The sequence below is a fragment of the Brevibacillus sp. HB1.4B genome (genome assembly GCF_013284285.1).
GTDB lineage: Bacteria > Bacillota > Bacilli > Brevibacillales > Brevibacillaceae > Brevibacillus > Brevibacillus porteri.
Genome location: NZ_JABSUT010000002.1, coordinates 448,459 through 474,680 on the forward strand (window position 1 = coordinate 448,459; position 26,222 = coordinate 474,680).

At 48.0% G+C, this 26,222-nt stretch carries 25 protein-coding genes; 4 read left to right on the top strand and 21 right to left on the bottom strand.

Annotated elements, in window-relative coordinates:
* Positions 1 to 22: 22 nt before the first annotated feature.
* The 8 genes from HP398_RS06620 to HP398_RS06655 form a co-directional block, all read right to left on the bottom strand.
* Positions 23 to 1,501: a UDP-N-acetylmuramoyl-L-alanyl-D-glutamate--2,6-diaminopimelate ligase gene (locus HP398_RS06620; RefSeq protein WP_017249562.1), complete on the bottom strand. Its 1,479-nt coding sequence runs from the start codon at positions 1,499 to 1,501 to the stop codon at positions 23 to 25.
* A 152-nt stretch (positions 1,502 to 1,653) separates the two neighbouring features.
* Positions 1,654 to 3,582 (bottom strand): stage V sporulation protein D, encoded by a 1,929-nt coding sequence (locus tag HP398_RS06625; RefSeq protein ID WP_017249563.1) that lies wholly within the window; start codon positions 3,580 to 3,582, stop codon positions 1,654 to 1,656.
* Positions 3,583 to 3,646: 64 nt separating this feature from the next.
* Entirely contained in the window at positions 3,647 to 6,118 is a 2,472-nt protein-coding gene (locus HP398_RS06630; RefSeq protein WP_026043163.1) for a penicillin-binding protein, read from the bottom strand.
* 140 nt (positions 6,119 to 6,258) lie between these two features.
* A complete protein-coding gene (gene ftsL2, locus HP398_RS06635; RefSeq protein WP_173622192.1) occupies positions 6,259 to 6,672 on the bottom strand; it encodes a cell division protein FtsL in 414 nt (137 codons plus the stop codon).
* A gap of 33 nt (positions 6,673 to 6,705) precedes the next feature.
* A complete protein-coding gene (gene rsmH, locus HP398_RS06640; RefSeq protein ID WP_173622193.1) occupies positions 6,706 to 7,650 on the bottom strand; it encodes a 16S rRNA (cytosine(1402)-N(4))-methyltransferase RsmH in 945 nt (314 codons plus the stop codon).
* A 17-nt stretch (positions 7,651 to 7,667) separates the two neighbouring features.
* Positions 7,668 to 8,099 (bottom strand): division/cell wall cluster transcriptional repressor MraZ, encoded by a 432-nt coding sequence (gene mraZ, locus HP398_RS06645; RefSeq protein ID WP_017249567.1) that lies wholly within the window; start codon positions 8,097 to 8,099, stop codon positions 7,668 to 7,670.
* Between the two features lie 151 nt (positions 8,100 to 8,250).
* Positions 8,251 to 9,510, bottom strand: coding sequence for an adenosylhomocysteinase (locus tag HP398_RS06650; protein ID WP_173622194.1), 1,260 nt, complete (start codon positions 9,508 to 9,510; stop codon positions 8,251 to 8,253).
* An 83-nt stretch (positions 9,511 to 9,593) separates the two neighbouring features.
* Positions 9,594 to 10,523, bottom strand: coding sequence for a LysR family transcriptional regulator (locus HP398_RS06655; RefSeq protein WP_026043164.1), 930 nt, complete (start codon positions 10,521 to 10,523; stop codon positions 9,594 to 9,596).
* A 111-nt stretch (positions 10,524 to 10,634) separates the two neighbouring features.
* On the opposite strand from HP398_RS06655, the gene HP398_RS06660 reads away from it, so the two are divergent.
* On the top strand, positions 10,635 to 11,897 hold the full coding sequence (locus HP398_RS06660) for an APC family permease (RefSeq protein ID WP_173622195.1): 1,263 nt from the start codon (positions 10,635 to 10,637) through the stop codon (positions 11,895 to 11,897).
* 39 nt (positions 11,898 to 11,936) lie between these two features.
* Here HP398_RS06660 and HP398_RS06665 read toward each other — a convergent pair whose 3' ends face one another.
* The 10 genes from HP398_RS06665 to HP398_RS06710 all read right to left on the bottom strand — a co-directional run bounded on the left by HP398_RS06665 (position 11,937) and on the right by HP398_RS06710 (position 21,963).
* The gene (locus HP398_RS06665; RefSeq protein WP_173622196.1) at positions 11,937 to 12,989 is read right to left on the bottom strand and encodes an S-layer homology domain-containing protein; all 1,053 of its coding nucleotides are present in this window, start codon (positions 12,987 to 12,989) and stop codon (positions 11,937 to 11,939) included.
* Between the two features lie 160 nt (positions 12,990 to 13,149).
* Positions 13,150 to 14,772, bottom strand: coding sequence for a bacillithiol biosynthesis cysteine-adding enzyme BshC (gene bshC / locus HP398_RS06670; protein WP_173622197.1), 1,623 nt, complete (start codon positions 14,770 to 14,772; stop codon positions 13,150 to 13,152).
* A gap of 123 nt (positions 14,773 to 14,895) precedes the next feature.
* Complete coding sequence (locus HP398_RS06675; protein ID WP_007717657.1) at positions 14,896 to 15,453, bottom strand: helix-turn-helix domain-containing protein; 558 nt, start codon at positions 15,451 to 15,453, stop codon at positions 14,896 to 14,898.
* A 52-nt stretch (positions 15,454 to 15,505) separates the two neighbouring features.
* Positions 15,506 to 15,904 (bottom strand): DUF3397 domain-containing protein, encoded by a 399-nt coding sequence (locus tag HP398_RS06680; protein WP_017249573.1) that lies wholly within the window; start codon positions 15,902 to 15,904, stop codon positions 15,506 to 15,508.
* Positions 15,901 to 16,866, bottom strand: a complete 966-nt coding sequence (locus HP398_RS06685; RefSeq protein WP_173622198.1) for a ketopantoate reductase family protein — start codon at positions 16,864 to 16,866, stop codon at positions 15,901 to 15,903. Before HP398_RS06685 ends, HP398_RS06680 begins: the two co-directional genes overlap by 4 nt.
* Positions 16,867 to 17,038: 172 nt before the next feature.
* Complete coding sequence (locus HP398_RS06690) at positions 17,039 to 18,577, bottom strand: acyl-CoA carboxylase subunit beta (RefSeq protein WP_017249575.1); 1,539 nt, start codon at positions 18,575 to 18,577, stop codon at positions 17,039 to 17,041.
* Between the two features lie 17 nt (positions 18,578 to 18,594).
* Positions 18,595 to 19,368, bottom strand: coding sequence for an enoyl-CoA hydratase-related protein (locus tag HP398_RS06695; protein ID WP_017249576.1), 774 nt, complete (start codon positions 19,366 to 19,368; stop codon positions 18,595 to 18,597).
* 38 nt (positions 19,369 to 19,406) lie between these two features.
* Positions 19,407 to 20,306, bottom strand: coding sequence for a hydroxymethylglutaryl-CoA lyase (locus HP398_RS06700; protein WP_173622199.1), 900 nt, complete (start codon positions 20,304 to 20,306; stop codon positions 19,407 to 19,409).
* A 52-nt stretch (positions 20,307 to 20,358) separates the two neighbouring features.
* Positions 20,359 to 20,571 carry a biotin/lipoyl-containing protein gene (locus HP398_RS06705; protein ID WP_015892116.1) on the bottom strand — a complete coding sequence of 71 codons (213 nt, stop codon included), beginning with the start codon at positions 20,569 to 20,571 and terminating at the stop codon, positions 20,359 to 20,361.
* Between the two features lie 36 nt (positions 20,572 to 20,607).
* Positions 20,608 to 21,963, bottom strand: coding sequence for an acetyl-CoA carboxylase biotin carboxylase subunit (locus tag HP398_RS06710; RefSeq protein WP_173622200.1), 1,356 nt, complete (start codon positions 21,961 to 21,963; stop codon positions 20,608 to 20,610).
* 276 nt (positions 21,964 to 22,239) lie between these two features.
* Between HP398_RS06710 and HP398_RS06715 the strand changes: the two genes are divergently transcribed.
* Positions 22,240 to 22,707, top strand: a complete 468-nt coding sequence (locus HP398_RS06715) for an N-acetyltransferase (protein WP_007723302.1) — start codon at positions 22,240 to 22,242, stop codon at positions 22,705 to 22,707.
* A 92-nt stretch (positions 22,708 to 22,799) separates the two neighbouring features.
* On the opposite strand, the gene HP398_RS06720 is transcribed toward HP398_RS06715, so the two are convergent.
* The 3 genes from HP398_RS06720 to HP398_RS06730 form a co-directional block, all read right to left on the bottom strand.
* On the bottom strand, positions 22,800 to 23,441 hold the full coding sequence (locus HP398_RS06720; RefSeq protein WP_173622201.1) for an RsfA family transcriptional regulator: 642 nt from the start codon (positions 23,439 to 23,441) through the stop codon (positions 22,800 to 22,802).
* Positions 23,442 to 23,575: 134 nt separating this feature from the next.
* Positions 23,576 to 24,343, bottom strand: coding sequence for an enoyl-CoA hydratase/isomerase family protein (locus HP398_RS06725; protein ID WP_173622202.1), 768 nt, complete (start codon positions 24,341 to 24,343; stop codon positions 23,576 to 23,578).
* 87 nt (positions 24,344 to 24,430) lie between these two features.
* Positions 24,431 to 24,808, bottom strand: a complete 378-nt coding sequence (locus tag HP398_RS06730; protein WP_016740704.1) for a Spx/MgsR family RNA polymerase-binding regulatory protein — start codon at positions 24,806 to 24,808, stop codon at positions 24,431 to 24,433.
* Positions 24,809 to 25,088: 280 nt separating this feature from the next.
* Here HP398_RS06730 and HP398_RS06735 point away from each other — a divergent pair, with 280 nt between their 5' ends.
* Together HP398_RS06735 and HP398_RS06740 are read left to right on the top strand one after the other, a co-directional pair.
* Positions 25,089 to 25,787, top strand: coding sequence for a helix-turn-helix transcriptional regulator (locus HP398_RS06735; RefSeq protein WP_173622203.1), 699 nt, complete (start codon positions 25,089 to 25,091; stop codon positions 25,785 to 25,787).
* Between the two features lie 137 nt (positions 25,788 to 25,924).
* Positions 25,925 to 26,191, top strand: a complete 267-nt coding sequence (locus HP398_RS06740; RefSeq protein ID WP_017249582.1) for a DUF2626 domain-containing protein — start codon at positions 25,925 to 25,927, stop codon at positions 26,189 to 26,191.
* The last annotated feature ends 31 nt before the right edge of the window (positions 26,192 to 26,222 follow it).

Below are 26,222 nucleotides of genomic sequence, written 5' to 3' on the forward strand. Positions count from 1 at the left end.
GATGCAGTGTGTGGCATCTGTTCTATTCTTGGTTGTACCGGGCAATCGCTTCGCGCGCAACTTCACGGTCATCGAAGGGCAACACCTGGTCTTTCATAATTTGATACGTTTCGTGTCCTTTTCCGGCGATCAAGATCACATCGTCCGGCTTTGCAAGCGAAACGGCATGTGCAATTGCTTCGCGTCGGTCTGTCAGTGCTGTATAACGATCAGGTGCCACTTCCGACAAGCCAGCCAGCATGTCATCGAGAATCGCCTGCGGCTCCTCTGAACGCGGATTATCTGATGTTAAGACGGTCAGATCAGCATATTTCGTTGCAATTTGCGCCATGATTGGGCGTTTGGTTCGATCTCTGTCGCCTCCGCAACCAACAATGCAAAATACGTTGCCACGGGCAAATTCCTTGACGGTCATTAATGCATTTTCCAAGCTGTCTGGTGTATGGGAGTAGTCGACGAGTACTGCAAACGGCTGACCAGCATCTACTGCTTCAAATCGCCCATTTACGCCCGCTACCTCTTCCAGGCTCGCTTTGATCTCTTCTAGTGGAATCCCTTCTGCGAGTGTAACCGCGATGGCTGCCAAAGCGTTATACACATTGAACTTTCCCATCAGCTTCAGGTTCAGACGCGCACTACCAGCGAAGCTTTCGACTGTAAAAGAAGTTCCTTTACTGGTGATTTCGATTTGTTTTGCCCTTACATCTGCTGGTTGATCAATGCCGTATGTAATGACTCGCGCCGGTGTAACGGTAGCATATAATTCGGACGCCTCGTCATCCGCATTCAGTACAGCCGTTTTTAAACGGTCTGTGTCATAGCTGTTGCCCAGCTGGGAAAACAACAATGATTTGGCGTAGCGATAGTTTTCCATCGTTTTATGATAGTCGAGGTGATCCTGCGTCAGGTTGGTGAAAACCGCTGTATGAATTTCACAACCGCGGACTCTTCCCAGCTCCAGTGCATGAGAGGAAACCTCGATAATCGCATAGTCTGTGTTTACATCGCACATACGGCGAAAGCTTCTTTGCAAATCTATGGCATCCGGAGTCGTATTCTTGACTTCCTCCGTTACGTCTCCAATTCTCATATGGATCGTTCCGATTAAGCCTGTTTGCTTGCTTTGATCGCACAAAATTTTGTCGATCAGATGCGTAGTGGTCGTCTTGCCATTTGTCCCCGTTACGCCAATGACTTTTACTTCTTTCGTAGGAGATCCGAAAATACGATCAGCCAGCATAGCCATTGCCCGCCGGGTATCCGGTACTTTGACAATAGTCGCTGGCACGTCCAGATCTTGTTCGGATAACACGGCAACGGCACCATCCTTCACCGCCTGGGCCGCGAACGTATGTCCATCCACGGTATATCCAGTCAGACAGACAAACAAGTAGCCGGGCTTTACCTGGCGCGAGTCTGCTGTCAAACCCGTAATCTCCATGCTGTCATCCCCCGAAACCGTTACTGGCAACAAAGGCATGAGCAGATCCCGTAGAAACATGAAACAGGCACCCCATTCTCCAACTAGTATAGACAGAAATTTGAACATTTGTACTTGGCTACGCCGTTCATTTAGGCGCAGTCTTGACGAACAAAGGCAGAGCGAACGTAGACAAGCCTACTCCCCTCCGCCTTCGAAATCTCATTTTAAAGCTATTTGGTCGATTTGTCACCAAGGTATATGCGAATTTTTCCGCCCTCATCAATTTTTACTCCAGGTGCAGGGGACTGCTGGATGACGTACTGTCCTTTACCTGAAACGACTAGCGGCAGAGTATCATACGTTGTCACTACGTCTCTCATGGACTGTCCGACCATGTTTGGCACTTCAATTGGCGCCCTTTCTCCAAGTGCTTTGTTAATTTCCTTGGGGATGCCATCTTTTCGTTTGGGTACATTCAAATGTTGAAGGGAGGATTCCATGATACTTTTTACACTCGGGGCGGCAATCAATCCACCAAACGCCAGTGCTTTCGGATTGTCCACGGCGAAATATACGACAATCTGTGGATCATCCGCCGGCGCAAAGCCGATAAACGACACGATGTATTCCCCATCTACGTAACGGCCATTTTTTACTTTTTGCGCGGTTCCCGTCTTTCCTCCTACCCGATACCCTTCAATATATGCCTTATTACCCGTTCCTTGAGCGACCACACTTTCCAGCGCATGCCGAACTTTGGCTGAGGTCTCCGCAGTAATCACCTGTCGAACTTCCGTCGGCAAGGTCCTTGCTACGACATCGTGTGTCACACTATCCCGCCATTCTTTGGCAACAAACGGCTTCATAAGTTTGCCACCATTGATAGCAGCTGAGACTGCCGCCATTTGTTGAATCGGTGTTACCGATACCCCTTGACCGAAAGAAGTCGTACCCAGCTCTACTGGTCCCACTTTATTCAAGTTGAATAACAGCCCGTTTTCTTCGCCGATCAAATCGATCCCTGTCTTTTGTCCGAAGCCAAATTTTTTGATGTAGTCAAAAAGTCGTTCTTTTTGCAGTCGCTGGCCCATCGTAACAAAGCCAGGGTTACAAGAATTCTCTACCACTTCCAGCATCGTTTCCTGTCCATGCCCCTGCCGCTTCCAGCATCGCAATCGCTTACCTGCCACATTAATGAAACCCGGATCGTAAAATCCCTCGTTCAAATTGATGACACCTTCATTCAAAGCCGCTGCAAGGGTCACGATCTTGAAAGTGGAACCAGGCTCGTATGTTTTCCAGATAGGGAGATTTCTATTGTACACCTCTGAAGGATAGTCCCTGTACGCATCCGGTTGAAAAGTCGGGCGACTTCCCATCCCCAATATTTCTCCTGTCTTTGGATTCATGGCGATCGCCAGCACATCATCAGGCTGATAAGCGACCACCGCCTGATCCAGCTCGCGTTCGATAAACGATTGGATGGTATTGTCGAGTGTTAAATACATGTCCATGCCATTTACGGGTGCTACGTAGTCTTCTGTTCCACCTGGCAGTACACGCCCTTTGGCATCTGACGGAAATGAAATATGCCCCTCGGTCCCCATCAAGAAGGGATCGTAAATTTTTTCAAGTCCTGTCAACCCTTGATTGTCAATGCCTGTGAAACCAAGAATATGGGCTGCCATATTTCCGTTCGGGTAAAAACGCTTCGTATCTCCTGCCAAGTAGATACCTGGCAAATTCAATTCTTGTATTTTTCTCGCCTTTTCAATAGACAGTTTTCTTCCACCTGGAATCTGGTTGTTACTCATTTCTTTTTTTGTAATGGCACGATATACATCTTCTTCTTTTTGCTCCAAAATGACGGCGAGCTGTCTCGCTGTTTCTTTAGGGTCTTTGATTTGCGCCCCTACCGATACCAGTGTAGGGACGGTCATATTCGTCACGAGCTCATTGCCGCTTCTGTCTAGAATGCGACCGCGATTGGGTTGAAATTTAATTTCCCGCTTGAGCAGTTCATCTGACATTTGCGAGAGTTTCGGTCCTTCTATCAATTGAACATACCCCAAACGGGTGACAAGTGCCGAATACAAAACGACTCCTACAATCAAGATGATAAAAATGCGTCGGCGTACAGTAGCATTGGATACCCGCAAAGCGAGTCCCCCCTCAAATAGGTTGTCTCTTCTTAACCTTATTCGCAGGGGGGACTAGTTAGAACTATGGAGTTGTCGGTGTTTGCGTCGTTTGGTCTCCTGGTTTGTCAGGAGGAGGTGCCTGTCCAGATGCCGGCGGCTGTGCCTCTCCACCTTGCCCAGTTTGCTGACCGGAAGATGGCGGAGCCGGATTATTTCCACCTGTTGGATTTGTAGTAGGATTCGACCCTTGATTGTTAGGCGTCGTTGTAGCAGGCACTGTGCCGCCCTCCTGACCTGGAGGTGGTGTAGTCGGTACAGGTGGTTCGGACACAGATTGCAGCGTCACCTGAAGCAGCTCTGTACCCTGGAGCACCGTTCCCGGAGGAATACTTTGCTGAGTGACGAATCCAGTTCCAGTCGATTTCATTTCGAGATTGATCAAAGAGCTGAACTCCATAACGTCACGCAATGATTTTCCTTTGAAATCAGGCATCTTTGTTCCTTTTACCCTGTCAGTTACCAGGATGATCTGTTCACCTGGAACGACCTGATCGTAGGCTTCCGGATACTGTTTGACGATTTTCGTACCTGTTCCGGCTACTGTGACCGTCAAATTGTCCTGCTTCGCCCGCAATTGTGCGGCTGTCGTGGACATCCCTTCAAACTTAGGCAATGTCTTCGGTGTCGCAGGTGAAGATGCAAGTGCTGCCTGCGCTTCTTTTTTCGTCGTCGGCTTTTCAGTCTGTTTATCCTTGACTACCGACAAATCGGGCTGCTGCTGCAAATATTGGAGGCTGCGTTCCATAATGGATGTAAACATTGGAGCGAGCATCATTTTACCCCACAATGCATACCAAGCATCTGTTTGCGGATCATCAATAACGACATAGACCAACAGCTTTGGATTGTCTTTTGGCGCAAAACCAATGAAGGAAACTACATAACGTCCATCCATAATTTTCCCTGTGTTGGGATCATATTTTTGTGCAGTTCCCGTTTTTCCTGCTACTTGGTACCCTTCGATCTGATATTGTAAACCGGTCCCGGGCTTCTCTGAGACAACCTTACCCAAAATGTCGCGTGTCTGTTTCGCAGTCGCTTCACTTACAACCCTCTCCACAGCCTCACGTTGCGTGCGTTTGACGACTGCTCCCGTGTGAGGATCGCGCATTTCTTTTACAATATGAGGTTTTAGAAGCTCTCCTCCATTCGCGATCGCCCCTACAGCGGCAACCTGCTGGATCGCCGTAACCGTCGCGGCTTGTCCATACGTTGTTGCAGCCCAGTCACGTGGTGACCGAGGTTTTTCCAGGTTGATCAGACTTCCTTTTTTCTCGTAGGGAAGCTCAATTCCGGTTACTTCACCCATCCCGAATTTTTTGAAGTATTTCTTCAAACCCTCCAGCTTCAACCGTTCATACCCCAACTTCGCGAACAATACGTTACTGGATCGCTGAACCCCTTCCAAAAAGGTGATGGTTCCCCAACCAGCACCATTGTTGTGGTCGCGGATCGGAATCTGCCCCTTGATGGTATAGGCACCTGATTGATAGGTTTCATTCTGATTAAACATTTTTTCTTCAATCGCTGCCGCAAGAGTAATAATCTTAAACGTAGAGCCCGGCTCAAACATTGTGGTGACAGCATGGTTATTGTAATTATCAATCCCGTTGTAGTACGTATTCGGATTGAACTGTGAGCGGTTGCCCATGGCCAGAACCTCACCGCTTTGTGGGTCGGCCACAATCACCGTCATGCCCTGTGGCTTGTACTGCTGCTCCACCTTGTCAAGCGCTTGTTCTACATAATTCTGGATTTGCCGGTCAATTGTCAGGTAAACATCTAAACCGTCCTTTGCCGGAATGTACTCCCCTTCTCCGTCTGGCAGCTGGTAGCCTGCGCGATCCTTTTGGTAGGCAATATTCCCCTTTTTTCCAGCCAATTCTTCGTTCAATTTCAGCTCAATCCCCATTTTTGGTTCATCATACAAATCAAGATAACCGATCACATGGGAAGCGAAGGCGTTATTCGGATAAACCCGGCGAGTCGTTTCAGTCAAATAGATTCCTGGGAGCTGATTCTTTTTGAGCTTCTCACCGCTTGGCAGTGTCGGATATTGCAAATTCAGAATACGGTTTCTCTGCTCTTCACTGATCTTTAGCCCGTAGCGTCCCAATTCCACTACTTTACTTGATTTGGTCAAATTCTTCACCAATTCTGGAACAGGCGCATTCAAAATAGGAGCCAGCATATTCGCTGTGTAGTAAGGGTCTTTCACCACATCTTCGTCTCTCGCATCAAGTGGCTTCAGCCTTGCATTTACCGTGTATGCCTTACCATCATACGCCAAAATCTCTCCGTTTCGATCATAGATCGCTCCACGCTTCGGCTTCAAAACATGTTCCCGGTCCCACTGCTTTTGTGCAGTTTCCATGATTCTGGCAGCCTCTGCGGTTTGGATCCAATAAATTCGAAAGCTCAACGTCGAAAAGGTCAAGATCAGGCATAAGGCTACCACGAGAATCCGCCAATTTACTTTTCGTTTCCATTCCATCTCCATTCAACTCCGTCGCATCAAAGATCGCCCGCCTCCCAACAAAGGTAGATGGGGGAGACGAACGCAACCTAGCCGAGTCAGGAGCAGACTCGGGCCTAGCTAAGAAAAAATGTTACCGCACGTGAGAGCAGTAACATTTAAGGTTTTTTGGGTTGTGTTTGCGGCAGAGAACTCGCTTGTACTTCTGGTTTTCCAATCGTATGTACAGCTGCTGGAGTGTATACCATCCCCTGCTTCTCTGCTTCTTTTTGCAGGCGATCCCGATTGGTCATTTGCTCAATTTGCAATTTCAACGTTGCACTTTTTTCTGCCGTCACACGGTTTTCATGTTTGGTGCTTTGAATTTCGTAATTCAACTGGGAAATTTGCGAGTAGCGGACACCCACTAGACCCAAGCCGACGACGGTTAACGAGATAAATAAGAGATACAGCAATTTTTCTCCGGTCGGAATCGTTGGCTTGATTCGAACCGTGCGCTTTGTTGTTTTCGTTACAGAGCGGGATTGTTGTTCCAACTCCATAGCTAGATTTCCTCGGTAGTAATAACTCATCGCTTCTCCCTCCCCTTTCTCGTCGATCCCGGTCTATAGCTTCTCCGCTACCCGTAGTTTAGCTGATCGTGCACGTTTGTTTGCTTCCAATTCTTCTTCTGATGGCAAAATCGGCTTCTTTGTAATGACTTTTACAACCGCTTTATTGCCGCATGTGCAAATCGGAAAGGCTGGCGGACACGTGCACCCTTTTGAAAAGTCTTGATAAATTTGCTTGCAAATTCTGTCCTCTAAGGAATGAAACGTGATGACGCTTACGCGACCTTCTGGATTCAAGACAGTAATAGCATCGACGACGGCCTCTTTGAATGCATCCAGCTCATCATTGACTGCGATCCGAATCGCCTGAAATGTGCGCTTCGCCGGATGGGGTCCGGTACGGCGCGCAGCGGCAGGAATTCCTTCCTTAATCAATTCAACCAGCTCGCCTGTTGTTTGGATCGGCTGCTTCTTTCGTTGTTGAACGATTTGCCGGGCAATTCTCCGGGAAAATTTCTCTTCTCCGTACAGCCAAATGATCTTAGCAATCTCTTCTTCATCCCACTCATTGATAATGTCATAGGCAGACAGTGGCGCTTGTTGGTCCATTCTCATATCCAAGGGCGCATCGGCATTGTAACTGAAGCCGCGCTCTCCCTCGTCCAATTGCGGAGAGGATACCCCGAGGTCAAACAACACCCCGTCTACGCCATCCAAACCTAAATCTCTCACAATGTCTTTGATATGGCGAAAGTTGCTCTTTACCAGCGTGACTCTGTCCATATAGGAAGCGAGTCTTTCGCGGGCATTATCCAGTGCCCAGTCGTCCTGATCGATGGCGATAAGGCGACCGCCATCCGTCAGCTTGGAAGCAATCAAGCTGCTATGCCCAGCTCCACCAAGTGTACAGTCTACATAAATGCCTCCAGGACGAATGTTTAGTCCTGCGACAGCCTCATCCATCAAAACGGTTACGTGATGAAACGACAATGTCGTCACTCCTGTTCTTCTCGCTGCTACAAATTAAAATCAACCAGTTTTTCGGCAATTTCTCCAAAAGAGCCTTCTGACTGAGCAAAATAATCTTCCCAGCGTTCCTTGCTCCATACCTCTACACGGTTTGACACCCCAATGATCACACATTCTTTTTGCATGCCTGCATGCTCACGTAAATTGGGTGGTATGTTTACCCTTCCCTGCTTGTCCCACTCGCATTCGGTGGCACCTGAAAAGAAAAATCGTGTAAATGCGCGAGCATCTGCTTTTGTAAATGGGAGAGACTTGAGTCTTTCCTCTAGTTGTTTCCACTCATCTTGCGGATAAGCAAACAAACATTGGTCCAGCCCGCGGGTAATAACAAAGGAAGCGCCTAGCCCTTCACGGAATTTGGCTGGGATCGTCAGGCGGCCTTTTTCGTCGATGCTGTGCTGATATTCCCCCATGAACACGCCCTGGTCCCCCACTTTCCTGTCGGTTGGCTCCACTTTCCCCCACTTTTCCCCACCTGGTACCTATTTGTTATTATAAAAAAAAATCCTGCGTTTGTAAGCAGGATTTTTTCGCATATTTTTTTGCCGGGAAAAGACGGGATTCGAGTGACTATTCGACCCAGCTTTCCAGGTAGGATTTTTGCTCACTTGTCAATTTGTCGATTCCGATGTTCAGAGCTTCCAACTTGTACTGTGCCACCATTTGATCCAATTCGAATGGTACGTTCAGCACTGTTTTGCCAATGTTTTGGTACTGTTCATTGACATAAGCCAAGGATACTGCTTGCAGAGCAAAGGTCATATCCATGATTTCAGCCGGATGTCCGTCGCCAGCAGCCAAGTTCACGAGGCGGCCTTCTGCGAGCAGATACACTTTTCGACCATCAGCCAAGACAAATTCTTCAATATCTTTACGCACAATACGGGAAGAAGTCGACATTGCATTCAGATCGACCTTGTTTACTTCGACATCGAAGTGACCCGCGTTGGACAAGATTGCGCCATCTTTCATCACAGCAAAATGCTCTTTGCTGATGATATCGCGGTTACCTGTCACTGTTACGAAGTAGTCACCATGCTTCGCAGCTTCGAGCATTGGCATTACTTCAAATCCATCCATGTAAGCTTCTACCGCTTTGATTGGGTCGATTTCGGTTACGATTACTTTTGCGCCCAAACCTTTTGCGCGCATCGCTACACCTTTACCGCACCAGCCATAGCCTGCTACAACAACAGTTTTACCCGCAACTACAAGGTTCGTTGTACGGTTGATCCCATCCCATACGGATTGACCAGTACCATAGCGGTTGTCGAACAAGTATTTGCAGAATGCATCGTTTACGGCAACCATTGGGAATTCGAGCTTGCCTTCTTTTTCCAGCGCTTTCAGACGCAGAATACCTGTTGTGGTTTCTTCTGCACCACCACGTACTTGAGACAGCAGATCACGGCGCTCGCTGTGCAAAATGGTGATCAGGTCGCCACCGTCATCAATGATCAAGTCAGGACGAGTTTCCAGTGTTTTGATCAGGTGCTCTTTGTACTCAGCAGGATCTGGATTGTATTTCGCAAACACGCGAATACCGTCTTCCACCAACGCTGCGCAAATGTCATCTTGTGTAGACAGCGGGTTGGAACCGGTAATGGTTACTTCAGCGCCACCAGCTTGAACTACTTTTGCCAGATAAGCTGTTTTCGCTTCCAAGTGCAAGGAGATCGCAACTTTCAGTCCTGCAAACGGCTTCTCTTGTTCAAAGCGCTCGCGAATGCGGTTCAGGACAGGCATGTGTTCTTTTACCCAATCAATCTTCAGATGGCCGTTGTGCGCCAACGCCATATCTTTTACGATGCTTTCAGATACTGTGTTCATGTACGGATGGACCTCCTTTTATCTCATAAAGCAACCTTGTCTATCATATCATACGCAAGTTCAACCATCATCAGTTTTTCCAATTATCTTCCTATTATCGGCACTTTACACTCTGCAGTTTCTACCGTAAGTAACTCCAAAAAGCGTAACAAAGCCTGTGGCATCCATTTCTTTTTATGGTAGACCAACTGTCGGAAAACACGGATATCCGGATGGGAAAACGAGAGTATTACAAGTGTACCATTTTTTACTTCTTCTTGTACGACAATTTTCGGAAGTAACGCAATTCCTAAATCATATGCGACACATTGTTTTATCGCTTCCAGACTGCCAAATTCAAAAGAAGATTCCACGGTGGCTCCTGCTTCACGCAACACCGATTCCATCATCCCTCGGTAACTGCATCCCTTTTCTGTAAAAATCCAGGTTTCCCCGCTAAAATCGTGCGTTTCTACCTTCTCTTTTTTCACAAGCGGGTGTGTAGGCGCAGCCACAACAACTAGTTTTTCCTCACCTAAAACGACATTTGTCAGCTCAGATTGATCGTGGAGCCAGTCGAGCACAAAGGCGAAATCGAACTTCCCTTCCTTTACCCCCTGCCTCAAGTCTTGACAGATGCCCGGTGCAAGCATGATTCGCATACGCGGCTGCTCCAAGCGAAATTTTTGCAAATAGGGTGGTAAATAAAAGGCTGCCAGTGACTCCACTGTTCCGATACTCAACGTTCCCGCCAGATGTGCTTGCTCTGACAGATTCGCTTTTGCTTCATCTAATACAGCTTGCAGCTGTTCGCTGTAGCCGAGAAGCACTTCGCCTGCATGGGTAAGCCTAATTTTTTTGCCCCAACGCTCGAATAGACTGACACCGAACTCCGATTCCAGATTTTGAATTTGGGTCGTTACACTCGACTGCGCGTATCCTAAAATTTCTGCTGCACGAGTAAAACTTTGGCATTTTGCTACTTCACGGAATGTTTGCAAATAACGAGTATCCAGATTTCCCCCTCTTTTCATCGAAAAAATCGATTTGAATTATCTAATATTATAGATAACTCCGATGATTAAGTCTATGCTACACTTCAGTTACCAACGACAAGGTAAGTAAAAAAAGTGAGGGATCTACCTATGGGGAAATCATCGACGCAAGCCCCCAGTCTAGCCAAAACACTGCGACTTCCGCAGATCGTCGCCTTATACATCGGAGCTGTGATCGGTTCCGGCGTACTGCTCATCCCCGGACTCGCAGCGCAGAAGGCTGGTCCTGCTTCCATTTTAGCTTGGCTCGTCATGTCTATTCTCGTCCTGCCCATGGCCATTACGATGGGGCTGTTATCTGCTCGTTATCCGAGCTCAGGTGGAGTCTCTACATTTGTACGGACAGCGTACGGAGATCGATTCGGAAACATGGTAGGCTGGTTCTTTCTCTTGTCTGTCCCGATTGGCGCACCGATTCTAAGTGTTACAGGGGCCAACTACATTGCGATCCTGCTGAACTGGAGTGAGTCGCAAGTTTATGCGGCTGCTGCTCTGCTTCTTCTCGCTGTCCTTATGATGAATGTTATAGGCTTGCATGTAGCTGCACGTGTCCAAACGATTGTTGTCTCGCTGATTATTACGATTTTGATTTTGGCCATTGTCGCAAGCATTCCGCATGCATCAGTCACGCACTTTACCCCTTTTATGCCAAACGGTTGGTTGAGTGTCGTGCAAGCAGCAGGTCTGATGTTCTGGTGCTTCATTGGGTGGGAAGCCGTGACGCATCTCTCAGAGGAATTCGTCGATCCTGCGAAAAACGCGATTCGCGGTGTTTTGTGGAGCGCGGGAATCGTCGCTCTCTTGTATTTTGCCGTGGCCTTTATGACTGTCGCTACGCATAGCTACGGGTTCGGTATCTCCGCTGCCTCACTCAGTGTCATGGTTCAACTCTCCCTGGGTCCGACCGGCGGATGGATCGTAGCCGTAACCGCACTGTTCATTTGTATCGCAACAGCCAACGCTTACATTGGTGCTGCTTCACGTATCGCCTATTCGCTGGCGCAAGAAAAGATCGCTCCTCGCTGGTTTGGCACCCTCCACGCCAAGTACCGGACACCAACCGGCGGACTTCTGTTTCTCTCTCTATGTTTTGTCCTCGTTCTCGGTGTACTCTATTTCGACATGATCGACTTGTCCAGACTCATCGAGCTGCCTAATGCAACCTTTTTTGCGACTTACATCGGCGGGTGTCTGGCTGGTGTACGACTCTTGCGTAATAGTCGCGTAGGCCGAATCGCTTCCTGGACTTCTCTCGTCTGTACAGTAGGACTCTATCCTTTTTTGGGATGGTCCGCCCTCTATCCCCTCGTGATTGCATTCGTCCTTTTTATCTGGCAAAAACGGCATGCCTGACACAAAAAAAGGCTGGGGTCATATCCCAGCCTTCTTTTCTTATTCATCTTTTCCAATCAGTCTAAACGTTTTGCCATCGCTCGAGGAAAGGTAAAACGTGCGATCGACACTTCCACCCAAATCCCCTGCGTAATATTGAACCGTCATTCTGTATTTATTCATTCCGATTTTTGCAAAGTACATCAGCTCATTAAATTGCGGAAACCGGACATAATCATACACTTCATACTGCATAAACGAAAAATGCTCACGTAAAAACGATTCGCTGACAGGTAGATTGTTTTTCTTTACATACGCGGACAAGTCATCAAAGCGACGAATCTTTTGCTTATCCATCACGTCTCCCACAAATGACGAGACGGCTTGTGTCATTGCCTTTTTCTCGCTCTCTGCTACATTGCCAGGGTACAGCTCGTCGATTTTTGTTTCCAAACGATTTAACAGGACGACTGCCTGTGCTCTGTTGATTTTGTCATCAGGACGAAAGCTTCCATCTGGAAAGCCAGCCAAAATCCCCATTTTGTAGGCAGGGTAGACCGTCATCACCTGTGTTTCATTTTCGACTGAAAGATCCGTGAAAAATTTCGCTGTCGTTCCCCGATATTTTTCCCCTTCTGATTGATGCCCGATGGCTGCCAGCAAGGTTCTTGCCGCTTCCAACCGTGTCATGCTATGCGTCGGCTTCCCGGATGGCATTATACCCGCTGAAGCCAAATGGTGATAGGTTTTTTCCGACCAACGTCCCGCAGCATCCTGCAAGTAGGTCTCTTTGCTAAAGCTGTCAGGCTCATGACCTGTAAAGGAAGGAATGACGCGTTCAATTAGGGATAAAAACTGTTCTTGCGTCACTGTTTGTTCTGGCTTAAAGGTCCCGTCGGGAAATCCTTTAATTAATCCTTTTTTGGTAGCGATCCCTATTTCTTTTGCTGCCCAATGTCCATTTGTGTCGATAAATGCAGGTGAATTGGCCACGTATTCTTCCCGTGCGTCGGCCTTTTTCAATCCTGCAGTTGCAATGCCCGTCAATAAAACCGACAAGCTAACAACTAGTAGAGTGGCTTTTTTCCCGATTTGTTGTAATGTAATCTGCATCCCGAGTACCACCTTTCCCCAAAAACAATCCATTACTACTAATACGCAGAATTTGTCGGAAAAGTTTCAGCATAATTAGAAGAAAAGTTTTCCATCAGCTTAAACAACAAAAAATAGCCGGGTCCACTTCTAGGACGATCCGACTATTTTGTACTGCATTTTACAGGTAATAAAGTTGATGAGTACCATCATGCGCGAATGGCGCATCTACTAAACGGTCAACCAAGCCAAGACCATACTTATTTGCAAATGGGAAAAACGAATGCTTTCTTTCTTGCAGAGCACCTTCGGGCAACAAAGCGGTCTCAATTCGTTGGACACGCACATGCTCCACATCATCTTTTTGCTGTAGCGAACGAATCAGACGCTCTTCCAAAAAGGATACTTGCTCTAATAGCAGCTTACTATTTTTCTCAGCCAGACCACGCAATCCGCCATCCAAAGAAACGACCTCTTCTACCAGCGGACGATAGATCGACATGATCAACTCCCTTGCCGATGCGAATTGCTGCTCCAACGGATGCGGTGCCTGGTTTTTGGACCACTCGGTTTTCCAAGCGGTGAAATCAGTCAAGACTTGTTCCATAGAAAGCCCCAAGCTATCCAGCAGTCTCTGTTGAGCACCTTCCACAAGGGTAATGGACATACGAGGCAATACGATCGGCATCTGCATCCCGAACAGCTCGAATACCTCCCGATAAAACGCCCAATAAGCAATCTCGCCAGGACCTCCAATGAAGGCAAGCGTAGGAAACAGATGCTCCTGCATCAACCCGCGAGTAACGACATTTGTGCTAAAACGCTCCGGGGAATCTGCAACCTGCTTGAGCAATTCATCGCGACTGTAAGAGCGTCTCCGATTGATAAAGCGCTCCCCGTGACGTTCTAGCAGCAATCGATCATTGCCCTCATAGACGAACAAATTAGCTTGATGCTCTTCCACTTGCAATTGAAGCGGATAGCCAGCCGTTGAAATCCGATCCGCCGCCCGTAGCATCACCTTTGTCAATTGCTCATTGTTCTCAATGATCTGTGAAAAAATGGGTTGCTGCAGTTCACGAACAAATGGCAACGAGGATTCAACCAGAACTAGACCGTGCTTGCCAAACAGTTTTGCCATCAAGCGGGCAAACCACTCTGCGACTGTAGGCGAATCTGCCGCAGTCTGCATCAGCAACTCACGAATCTTCTTGGTTTCGGCAGTCTCTGTTTGTCCCTGGAAAAACTTTTCCAGGAACTGTGTACACAGTTCAGAGTCCAAGGGTAGCGTACTTGCAGATTGGCGGCCCTTTTTGTTCAGAGGCAGCCGCTCTTTATGCAGGCGCTTTCCATCGTCCGCTCCCCAGTACACATGATCGATCTCATCGATGTCATGGTCTTCCCCAGCAATCCAAAACACCGGAATGACGTTCGCCTGAAGCTCGGCAGACAGCCTTTTCGCTGCCTGGATCAGATGAACAGCTTTGTTGACTGTATAGAGTGGTCCACCCAGAATTCCTGCTTGCTGACCGCCGATGACCACATATGTGTCTGGCTGTTTGAGCAACTCGATATTTTTCAGTGCTTCAGGGTGAGTACCCATCTCTTTATTAAAACGATATAAACCTTCCACGAGCTGGTTCCGGTGAGGATAGGATTGACTTTGAAGCCATTCCACGCGTTCTCGGTAGGACTGTTCTCGGTAGGGATTATGCGCAAAAAACTGTAATGCAGAGGCATTTTGCTGCTGGTACTCCTGTGCCAGCGGATTCGCCAATGGAAGCGCGAGACATTCAACATTCATGCTAGCTCACCTTTCTTAGGGCCATGGTCAATCAAAATTATAACATGCTCCACAGCCACAAAAAACAAGACAACCCACTTTAATGGGTTGTCAAAGTGTAATACAGGCTCGTTCGCGCTTGCATTAAAATTGTGGAGGGGTGACGGACCAAATTAACAAAGCTTCCGTTTCTCCTGTATTTTCGATTGAGTGTGTTTTGCTGCTGTCAAATGAAATACTGTCTCCTGCTTCCAATACATGCTCTTCATCGTTGAAGCGCGCTGTCACACTACCAGTAATGACCGTGAAGCACTCTTCTCCCTCAGACTGTACGAATTTGTCGACAGCCATTTCTCCAGGCATCAGTCGCACTTCCAGCATCCCCAGCTTGGCACTGCCTCCCATCGAGAGCAGCGAATAAGTGCCCGTCGATTCAGGAAAGACTAGTTGTCTGCGTTTTTGCAAGCGAGTCACATGCACCTGCTTCTGATCAATATCCTCGAAAAAATGAATGATGGGTGACTCCAGAGCTTTGGTGATTTTCCACAGCGAATCAAGCGACGGCTGCGAAATTCCACGCTCTACTTGGCTCAGCAAACCTTTGCTTAACCCTGTCTTGCCTGCCATAATTTCCAAGGTAAAGCCGCGTTCTTTCCGAATCATTCGAATCTTGTGACCGATGGTCTCGATGGGAAGTCGCATAGTTCCAACCTTCTTTCTTATCGGAATAAATACGATATGTATCAACAGTGCTTTACACGACACCCATCGTTTTGATAATTCCGGTCGTAAACAGCACTATGTAGACGATTCCAAACCAGAGAAACGACAAACGCCAGGCCGAAAATCCTACCTTTTTGAGGGAGAGCCGCCCCTTCCACTTCATCTGTACCCACCCAAGAAGCACGGTTACCACTAGGTAAAAGCAGAATACCCACCACCAAGCGGACAAAGCCTCGGGCCAGATCAGTTCGTAAGCGGAAACGGCAGAACGAATCACCAAAAGATTCGTGATATTTATCGCGAAGCGGCCTGCCAATTTCTTATTCCGCGTCGTCACATACAAGATGAAATAAACGAGCGGAAACCCGAGAAACGGCACAACCGTCAGCGTACCCCACAAATAGGCCCAGACATTCGCCAAAAAGGTCATCTACTGTCGCCTCCCTCCTTCCGTATTCCCATGTCTGACTTCAGAAGGATAACGCGAAGCAAGGTTTCGTGCAGCGGAGTCGGAATCCCGGCCTTTTGTCCTACTTGGACGAGATAGCCGTTGATAGACTGCACTTCCGTCTGTCTGCGCTTCTTTATATCCTGCAACATGGAGGAAAGATTACGGGAAGTATTTCGGCAAATGGAGACAATTTCCTGCAAGTCTGCATCCTCGATTTTTTGTCCGGCATAGGCAGCCACTGCAGCTGCTTCCACAAATAAAGCACGCATGAGCTGTTGCGTATGTGAATTTTCGAGGAGAGCACCATTTGGGATTTCAAAAAGCGCGGTTAACGGATTGATCAGCGCATTTGCGATGAGCTTGCGCCAAGCGAAGGGCTGTATTGCCTTTTCATAGACAGCCTCCTTGCCTGTTGATAGCGCCCACTCAACAAATGTGCGAATCAATGGATCATTGCAATCAGAAGTCTCCCAAGAACCTACGCGCAAAGTACCTGTACCGGTATGCACGACTTCTGTAGGCGACAATCTCCTTGCTCCTTCCGTATTAATTGCAAAGAAACACTGTGTCTCCGTTAAAACGGTTCGAAGCAATTCGTAATGACCCATGCCATTTTGCAAAGCGATCACTCTTGCCTCAAGGTCTACCCCTTGTAAGGCTGGAAGCACGCTGTGCAAATCTGGCTGCTTTACAGTTAACAGATACAGATCCCCTTCAGGCAATCCTTCTTCAATGGGGCTGGCGGTGACAGGAATAGTGACTGTTTCGCCATTCAGCTTTTGAAAGCTGAGCCCGCGTTCATTTAGCTGATTCGCCTGGAGTGAACTGCGTGTAACAATCGTAACAGGTTGTCCAGCGAGTGCGAGCCTTGCTGCATACAGCAGCCCGACAGACCCTCCACCTATGACTACCACCTGACACGTCCTTGGTTTTAGCAGCATTTGTTCACCCACATTAATCAATGCTTATTTTTCAAGAATAACAGAGTTTTCGGGATTGTTCAATTGATTGACACAAAAAAAGATCGAAATTATCGAAATATTCCTAGGTTGTCACACATTTTCTGTAAAAAAAATCAGGCCATCGCCTTTTGACGACAGCCTGAACCCTGAATTATACGGGATAAACTGCATGCTTTCTGTCCGAAAAAACGTGACGCTTTTCCTTGTAAACCTCGTAGCGCTGGATTAATTCTCGTCTCAGGTCACTTGGAGGTACAACAGCATCTACAATCAAGTTGGATGCCAGTAAGTACAGATCGATGTCCTCCTGATACTCTCTGCGTTTTTCCTGAATAAACGCTTGACGCTCTGCCGGGTCCTCAATCGCCTGAATTTTGTTACTGTAGACGGCATTGACCGCTGCTTCTGGACCCATTACGGCGATTTGGGCACCAGGGAGTGCGAGGCAAGCATCTGGCTCAAATGCAGAGCTGGCCATTGCATACAAGCCAGCACCATACGCTTTGCGTACAATGACGGAGATTTTCGGTACGGTGGCTTCCGCCATGGCGGAGATCATTTTGGCCCCGTGTCTGATAATGCCTGCCCGCTCTACTGCTGTCCCGATCATAAAGCCAGGAACATCCGCCAAGAACAGGAGTGGGATCGAAAACGCATCGCACAACGTGATGAATCGAGCCGCCTTGTCAGCCGAATCTACAAACAAGACTCCTCCCTTCACACGCGGCTGGTTGGCAATGATACCGACAGGCTTTCCATCCAAACGTGCCAATCCGGTAATCAGCTCTTGGGCAAATAATTTTTTGATTTCAAAGAACGAATCCTCGTCGACCAATGCTGTAATGACATCATGCATATTGAAAGCTGCATTTTGGTTCTCCGGCACGATGCTCGTGATTTCCTTCGCTGTAGACACAGGGGCCTTCGCCAGTACAGTCGGTGGCGTCAACGTATAGTTCGCCGGGAAGAAACGGAGATAGCTGCGCGCTGCTTGAATCGCTTCTTCTTCATTGGCAGCCAGTACGTCGCCGCATCCGCTGACGGAGCAATGCATCCGTGCGCCGCCCAACTCTTCCAAGCTCACTTTTTCTCCAATCACCATTTCCGCCATACGCGGAGAGCCCAAGTACATGCTCGCGTTTTTGTCGACCATAATAACTATGTCACAAAAAGCTGGGATATAAGCGCCACCAGCAGCAGAAGGTCCAAACAAAATGCACACTTGTGGAATTTTGCCGGAAAGCTTCACTTGGTTGTAAAAAATTCGCCCAGCACCCCGTCGGCCTGGGAACATCTCCAATTGGTCAGTGATACGCGCTCCTGCTGAGTCCACTAGATAGAGAAGAGGAACACGCATTTTTTCAGCGGTCTCTTGAATGCGAATAATTTTTTCGACGGTCCGCGATCCCCAAGACCCGGCTTTCACTGTCGAATCATTAGCCATCACGCAGACAGTTTGACCATTTACCTTGCCGATTGCGGTCACAACTCCATCCGCCGGCAGATCGCCTGCCATGACATTCGCGAACAGCCCATCCTCGACCATGAACTCGTCATCGAACAATAGCTTGAGACGATCACGGACGAACAGCTTGTTTTGCTCCTTGAGCTTGTCATGATACTTGGCATCGCCCCCTTGCACTACTTGGGCGATTTTTTCGTGCAATGTGTCTTCCAAATGTTTGGTCATCAGCGTAATCCCCCTCGTCACTCTCCGCGGTATATCGGTTTTCGTTTTTCTTGAAAGGCTGCGAGTCCTTCTAGGCGGTCTTTCGTCGGGACGAGCAGCTTATACGCATTGCTCTCAATCTGAAGTCCGCTAGCTAGCTCGACTTCCACTCCACAATCGATAGCAAACTTGGCTTGGGCTAGGGCAAGTGGAGCATTCGCTGAAATTTGCTCAGCCACAGCAATCGCTGTCGCCATAAGTTGATCAGCGGGAACAATCCGATTGATCAACCCAATGGACAGTGCCTCCTCCGGATATACTCGCCTTGCCGTAAAAATCAGTTCCTTGGCGACGCCTTTTCCGACCAGCCGAGGCAAACGCTGTGTTCCGCCAGCACCCGGGATGATCCCGAGCGATGTCTCCGTTAAACCCATCTGGGCATGCTCACTCATGATCCGCAGATCGCACGCCAACGCCAATTCTGTACCGCCCCCCAGCGCCAGCCCGTTAATCGCCGCGATGACTGGCTTCGGTAGCTTTTCCAGCTCTGTGAAGGTATCTCGAATCGTTTGGATATAGACATCCACCTGTTGTGGTGACATGGAGCGCCGCTCTCTTAAATCCGCACCAGAGCAAAACGCCTTGTCGCCAGCACCTGTCACAATGACCGTTCGGATGTCACGATCATGGCTGATTTCACTGATCAAGCCGCGCAATGTCACGAGCGTTTCAAGATTGAGGCAGTTAAAAACTTCTGGCCGTTGCAGCGTTAGTACGCCGATTGCGCCCTCTCTTTGCAGGGAAACCGTCATATTCTATCCCCTCTTTGCGAATGTGTAGAACATACAGATCATCCAGCTGGTTTGCTTGCGAGCGATGCCCGCAGCACTTTTGAGGGGAGCTCTTTTTCCAATTGCTGCCCAATATACGCACCAGCCTCAATCAACTTCTCGAGATCGACGCCCGTTTCATAGTCCATTCCATGCAGCATGTAAACCAAATCTTCAGTCGAAATGTTGCCGGCAGCTCCTGGGGCATACGGGCATCCGCCGAGGCCGCCGATTGAGCTGTCAAAGATCCGGATTCCTTCCGCTAACGCTGCTGCTACGTTCGCCAATCCAGTTCCTCTCGTATCGTGGAAATGGGCGGCTAAGCGCTCGTTCGTAACATCTTTCACAAGTTCTCCAAAAACCTCATGAACCTGCTTCGGTGTTGCAACCCCTATCGTATCCCCGAGAGAAATCTCGTACACTCCCATTTCCAAAAGAGCCTGTGTCACCCTGCGGCTATTGTCCAGCGGAACATTTCCCTCGTATGGGCAACCGAACACCGTTGAGATATATCCGCGAACTTTCATCCCGAGAGCCAGCGCTTCCTGGGCAACCTCCCGCAGGATCGGAAACGTGTCTTCTATCCGTTTATTGATGTTTTTTTGATTATGCGTTTCAGAGGCAGACATGAACAGGGCAATCTCTGTCAGTCCACATTGGCGCGCCCGCTCCAGACCGCGAATATTTGGAACCAATGCACTAAGCGTTACCTCTTGGCTGCGATTGATTCCCTGCAAGACCTCATCTGCATCCGCCAATTGCGGTATCCATTTTGGATTCACAAACGAACTTGCTTCGATCCGCTTCAAGCCTGCTTCCATCAGCTTATGAATCAGCGTGATTTTGGCTGCCGCCGGAACGATCGCGCTCTCATTTTGCAGCCCGTCACGAGGGCCGACCTCCACGATTTGCACACGCACTATAAGCCCACCTCCTTGCCTAGCGGTCGCTCAGTTTAGAAGTATTCTAATCCTATTCCAAAACGACAATGATATCGCCATCGTTGACAAAATCGCCAATGTTCGCTTTTACTTCCACAACCTTGCCTGAGGCTTGAGCCTGTACAGGAACTTCCATTTTCATCGATTCCAGTACAAGGACGTCTTGTCCTTCATTGATCTCGTCACCTGGCTGAACCAGGACATTAATAACAGTTCCTGCCATATTGGCTGCTACTTGTTTCATGGATAGTCCTCTCCCTTACCTATCATTTTTATTAGCTTAGCGTTTTTCCTTGCTTGACGCCGCTCCACGCTCAGTAACGAACCATGTCGTATAGTTACCTGCTCGGAATTGGTCGTCCTGTAATACTTCTTGCAAAAACGGAATGTTCGTTTTAATGCCAGTAATCAGAAAATGATCCATAGCCTTCTGCGCCTGTTGCACAGCCTCTTGTCTTGTCGCCCCAGATACAATGACCTTTGCAATCATCGGGTCGTAAAAAGGAGTCACCTGTGTACCTGTCTCTACCCCATCATCAATTCGTACATGTTCAAATGCAGGTGGCTGGTATAACGTAATCGTCCCTGGCGATGGAAGGAAGGTGACAGGGTCTTCCGCATAGACACGTAGCTCAATCGCGTGCCGCAGAGCCTTGACGTCCTTTTGCTCGATCGACAACGGGTGACCATCGGCAATGTCCAGTTGGAGCGATACGAGGTCAATGCCCGTCATTTCTTCCGTCACGGGATGCTCCACTTGCAAGCGTGTATTCATTTCCAAGAAGTAAAAGTTTTTCTGTTCATCTACGATAAATTCAACTGTTCCAACACCCGAATAGCCCACTGCTTTCGCCGCTGTAACCGCTGCATCGCACAGAAGCTCTCTCGTTGCTATGTCCAAAAAGGGCGACGGGCTTTCTTCGAGTACCTTTTGATGTCTGCGCTGTATGGAGCATTCCCGTTCTAATAAGTGGATGACGTTTCCATGCTGATCGGCAACGACCTGCACTTCGATGTGGCGCGGGCGTTCCACGTACTTCTCCATGTACATCGCATCGTTACCAAAATACGCTTTTGCACGACCTTTCGCCGATTGGTAAGCTTGACGCAGCTCAGCCTCGTCTCGACAAATGTGCATCCCGATTCCTCCGCCACCAGCACTGGCCTTTAGCATCACAGGATATCCGATGGACATCGCGATGACAGCTGCTTCATCTGGTGAATCGATAGCCTGTTCGCACCCTGGAACGACTGGTACTCCCGCAGTCTCCATAATATGACGAGCAGTCAGCTTGTCACCCATTTGACCGATGACCTCCGGGGTTGGACCAATGAAAAGAAGACCTTCCTCCAGAACACGGCGGGCAAAAGCTTCGTTTTCTGACAAAAGACCGTATCCCGGATGAATGGCATCGGCACCGGTGCTTTTCGCTGCTCCAAGAATGGCTTCTACGTTCAGGTAGCTGTGTGGCACAGGCGGTGGACCAATATGGACTGACTCATCTGCTTCACGAACAAACGGCAGATCCTTGTCTGCATCCGAATAGACAGCAACCGTAGCCACTCCTCTTGCCTTGCATGTACGGATAATTCGTCTGGCAATCTCACCACGGTTTGCGATTAATACCTTACGCATGGCAACGCTCCCCTCTTTGACAAACCGACTACAACCGTAAGCGCTTCCAAATTGTTTGCCTGGTTTGTATCATGTGATGCTACTTTCTATTTTGCCACGAGAATGATCATAGTTCTAGGATGAAATTTTAAATTTTTCCAAGGAAGCGAAATCATTTCCTGACAATCCCTCCAATAAAAAAAGAAAAACACTTCGGAAAAGCCCATCATCGTGTATAATAAAGGGGCGGGGCCGAAAGGTGGCCAAGGCAAAGAGCTGTGAGAGGAGTGGCTAACCATGTTTGAAGTAAGACGTTTGCAAATCAACTATAAGACACTGGAGGAATTCCAGAAGTTTCGCGAATTTGGCCTGGAGGAGCTTTCTATGAAGGAAGACCTGGAGGCGAACATCGTGGAAAACGATTCGGAATCTCCATTTTACGGTATTTATGACAACGATCTTATGGTAGCACGTATGAGCCTCTACAAAATTGACGGGAAATACGACCGTTACTTCCAACCTGCGCAAGACTATTATGAGCTGTGGAAGCTCGAAGTCCTGCCTGACTACCGTCACAAAGACTACGGAACTGCTTTGGTCAACCACGCGAAGAGCTTTGGAGCTCCTATTAAAACCAACTCACGCTGTCGCGCAGACGATTTTTGGTTGAAAATGGGCTTCACGCCTGTGAAATACAACCTCATGCGTGATCGTGGTGAAAACCCGTACGTATGGTTGCCAGAGAGCGTAGAGCTGCAAGACTAGCTCTTCCTTTCCCAACATGAATGACAAATGAATGCGTAAACAAAAAGAAGCGGATCAATGCCCGCTTCTTTTTTCATCCCTAATTTCTACGCTTATTTTTCTACGCGCTCCAAATTTCCGTTTTCATCCATTTTGAAGATCGCTTTGTTGGAATCCTCTTCCTGTAAAAAAGCAAGCTTGCGTGCACGTTCCATGATCTGTACCAACGCACGGTAGTCATCATTGACCCCCTGAACCTGATCCAGTTCTTTTCTAGCGCGTTCGTGGGCTTCTTTCAATTCTTTTAACTCCAACTCTTTTCCTTCCAACTCTTGTTCCAATTGTCGCAAACGACGAGTCATTTCTTTTTGATTGACGAGCATGCGAATGACTGCTTCAATCTGCTGCTCCTCTACATCCGCGTACTTTTGTACCTCTGTTACTGGTGTTTCAGATCGTTTTGTGTGCAACGCGACGACCTCGACCTCAGCCACCACAGGGGGCGGTACTTGAATCCTCCCGAGCTTTTTCAGCTGCTGTCTTTGGCTTTTCGCAATCGAAATAGCCGCATCGTACCGTTTGCGCACGCAACTGTTCCAGCGGAAGCCGCACGCAGCTGCTGTCCTTCCTAACCTTTGACCCACTTCTTCAAATGCAGCAAGCTGTGTGCCGCCTTCGCGTATGTGGCGCAAGGTGACTTCCGCCAGCACTAGATCGTCATCTTCGGTCCATGCGTCTTGTCTGGAAGCTACCATATGAGTCCCTCCCGTTACCTTTAAAAAGGATGATGTAATTCATCCTATGCTTTTCCCTACTCTTGTAGAATCGCTTTCTACTAGAAAAAGTATGTCCAAGCAAATAAATGTTTAAACGAAATGGACTACATCGATCAGGACGTTGGGCGCTTAGTCAGGAAGCTTTCCACTACGGCGACGTGTTCAGGGCTACCCCAAAGATGCGCACATTGACTCACTTCGCGCCGGATTCGTTCTTCTTGCGGAATGCCCATACGCTTCCACTGCAAAATCTTCATGTACGCCTCAATGCCGGCTAGCGGCTGGGCAGCGATTTTTCGAGCGAAACGATATACTTCCTCATGTAGCTTCTCTTCCGTGTATACCTCGTCAACAAAACCGTAGGACTTAGCTTCCTCTGCACGCAATCTGTCACCAGTCAACAGGAGAGCGAGTGCTTTTGACTCTGGCAACAAGTCCAACAGCCGACTTCCTCCACCCCAGCCTGTCGTAATATGCATGCTGATTTGTACAAACCCGAAGGTCGCCCGGTCACTGGCAAAACGAAAATGGCACGCGCCCGCAAACTCACAGCCACCTCCGACCGCTGCACCGTTAATCATGGCAATCACCGGTTTGGAATTCTGATCAATGGCGGACAAAAGCCCTGTCACTTTACTGAGCAATGGTTGCGCCTGTTCATAACCGCGCGCTGCAATAAACTGATTCAAATCGCCTCCGGAAACAAAGCTTCTGCCTGTCCCCGTCACAATCAGAACCTTTACCTCTGGATCGGCTTGGCAGTCTCGCAAGACCTGATGCAGTTCATCAACCAGCTCCACGCTAATGGCATTATGTACATGTGGTCGATTTAATGTGATTGTGGCGATACCGTCCTGTTTTTGCAAAAGCAAGGTCTCCATAAGAACTCCCACCTTTTTATCAGCTTGTGGCTTTATTTTACCTTTCGATGGACAAACAAAAAAGAGGAGGTCTTTACCCCCTCTTTATTAGGACAACAGATTTTTCATGGCGGAAGAATTGAATCCGACGATCAGGTTTTCACCGTCAGTCAGGATCGGACGCTTCAAAAGCTGAGGCTCTTCACTAAGCATTTCGAGCAATTCCTTCACTGACATATCATTAATATCGACATCCAGGTTTTTAAAACGCTGACTTCTCGTCGACAAGATTTCATCCAAGCCATTTGAAGTCATTTTAATAATATCAAGCAGTTCTTCTGCTGTCGGTGGATTTTTGAACAAGTGACGCTCTTCGTAATTCACTCCGTTTTCTGCCAGCCATGCCTTCGCTTTGCGACAGGATGTGCAGCTAGGATAAGTGAAAAACGTTAATTTTTGTGTTTGTGTACGTTCAGCAACGGCCATTGGTTACCCCTCCATCTCATCTATCACGTATGATTTCATCTATAAAAGTCTTACGATTTGCTGTTCGTGATGTTTGGTTCAAGCTCTTACAAAAAGTTAGCCAATAAAATTTCCTTCCTTACTTTGGATTTTAATGCTTGATTAACACTATGTCAATAGTAGTTAATCTAAAAACTAGACGAAAATTTATGCGAAATGCTGTTGTAGCACACTGCTACCTTAACAAGTAACACAAAATGGGATACACTTATGGAGATTGTTTTGAGAAAGGGGTATCGGCATGGACCACGATGCGCAAAAGTTAACCAGTGCTTTAGCTGACCCCACCCGTTTTTCCATTTACCAATTTGTCGCCTACAGTAAAGATTCCATCACGGTTCAGGATATAGCTGATCACTTCTCTATCCACCCTAATGTGGCACGCTTGCACTTGACGAAGTTGGAGGACGTGAATTTACTCACTGCTGTTACAGACAAAAGTGGTAAGGGAGGACGTCCCAGTCGGTTGTACTCACTGTCTGAACAGGTTGTGAGTCTGCAATTCCCTCCTCGTGACTATCAGCTGTTAGCCGATATCGCGATTGAAAGCCTGCTCTCGCTCGGCGAAGCTGGCGAAGCCGCTCTAATTAAAATGGGACATCGCATTGGAACTGAGATGGCAAAACGGGCGGTTGTCCAAAGCGGAATCAATTTAGAAATCGCCTCTATGGAAGAAAAATTGGACCTGATCCATCGGATTGTCGTGGCTCAGGGATTGAAACCAGACATCGAAGCAATGGATGAAGGAAAGCTGCGTTTTCGCGTAAATAATTGCACCTTCTCTGACAGCGCAAAAAAATACCCGAATGCCGTATGCCAGATGCACAACGCTCTGTTGATGGGAATATTCGAAACGTACTTGGGGAACATTGAATTACGTGAGGATGATTCCAAAATTCGCGGATGCCAATCCTGCAACTATACGCTGATTCAGTATTAGCACCGCAAGTCCAGTCTTTCCTCCCCGGGTGACAACAATCCGTCATACCTTTATCGTTTACACGTGTTCACCTGTCCTATATAATGGGGGAGGAATCTTGTAAATCTTACCGATCGAGGCAAAAAGGGGGGACAAAAATGGATCGTATGTATCGCGTTCTTGGTTTCTGGACCATCGTGATCGCGTTGATGGCGTTTTGGGCAGAGTTGTACCCGATGGCGCTCATCTTCTTCAGTTTGACTGCATTCTTCGTAGCGTTGAGCTACATGAATCTGACTGAACGAGTATACCTAAACATTTTCTTCGGCTTCATGTTCCTGTCTTTTGTTGGATTCACGTATTACACGTTCTTCGTGATGCCTGTAGGACCACAAGAACACGCTTTTCTACAATTGATCATGTAAGAAAAAAGATGCTCGCCATGAGCATCTTTTT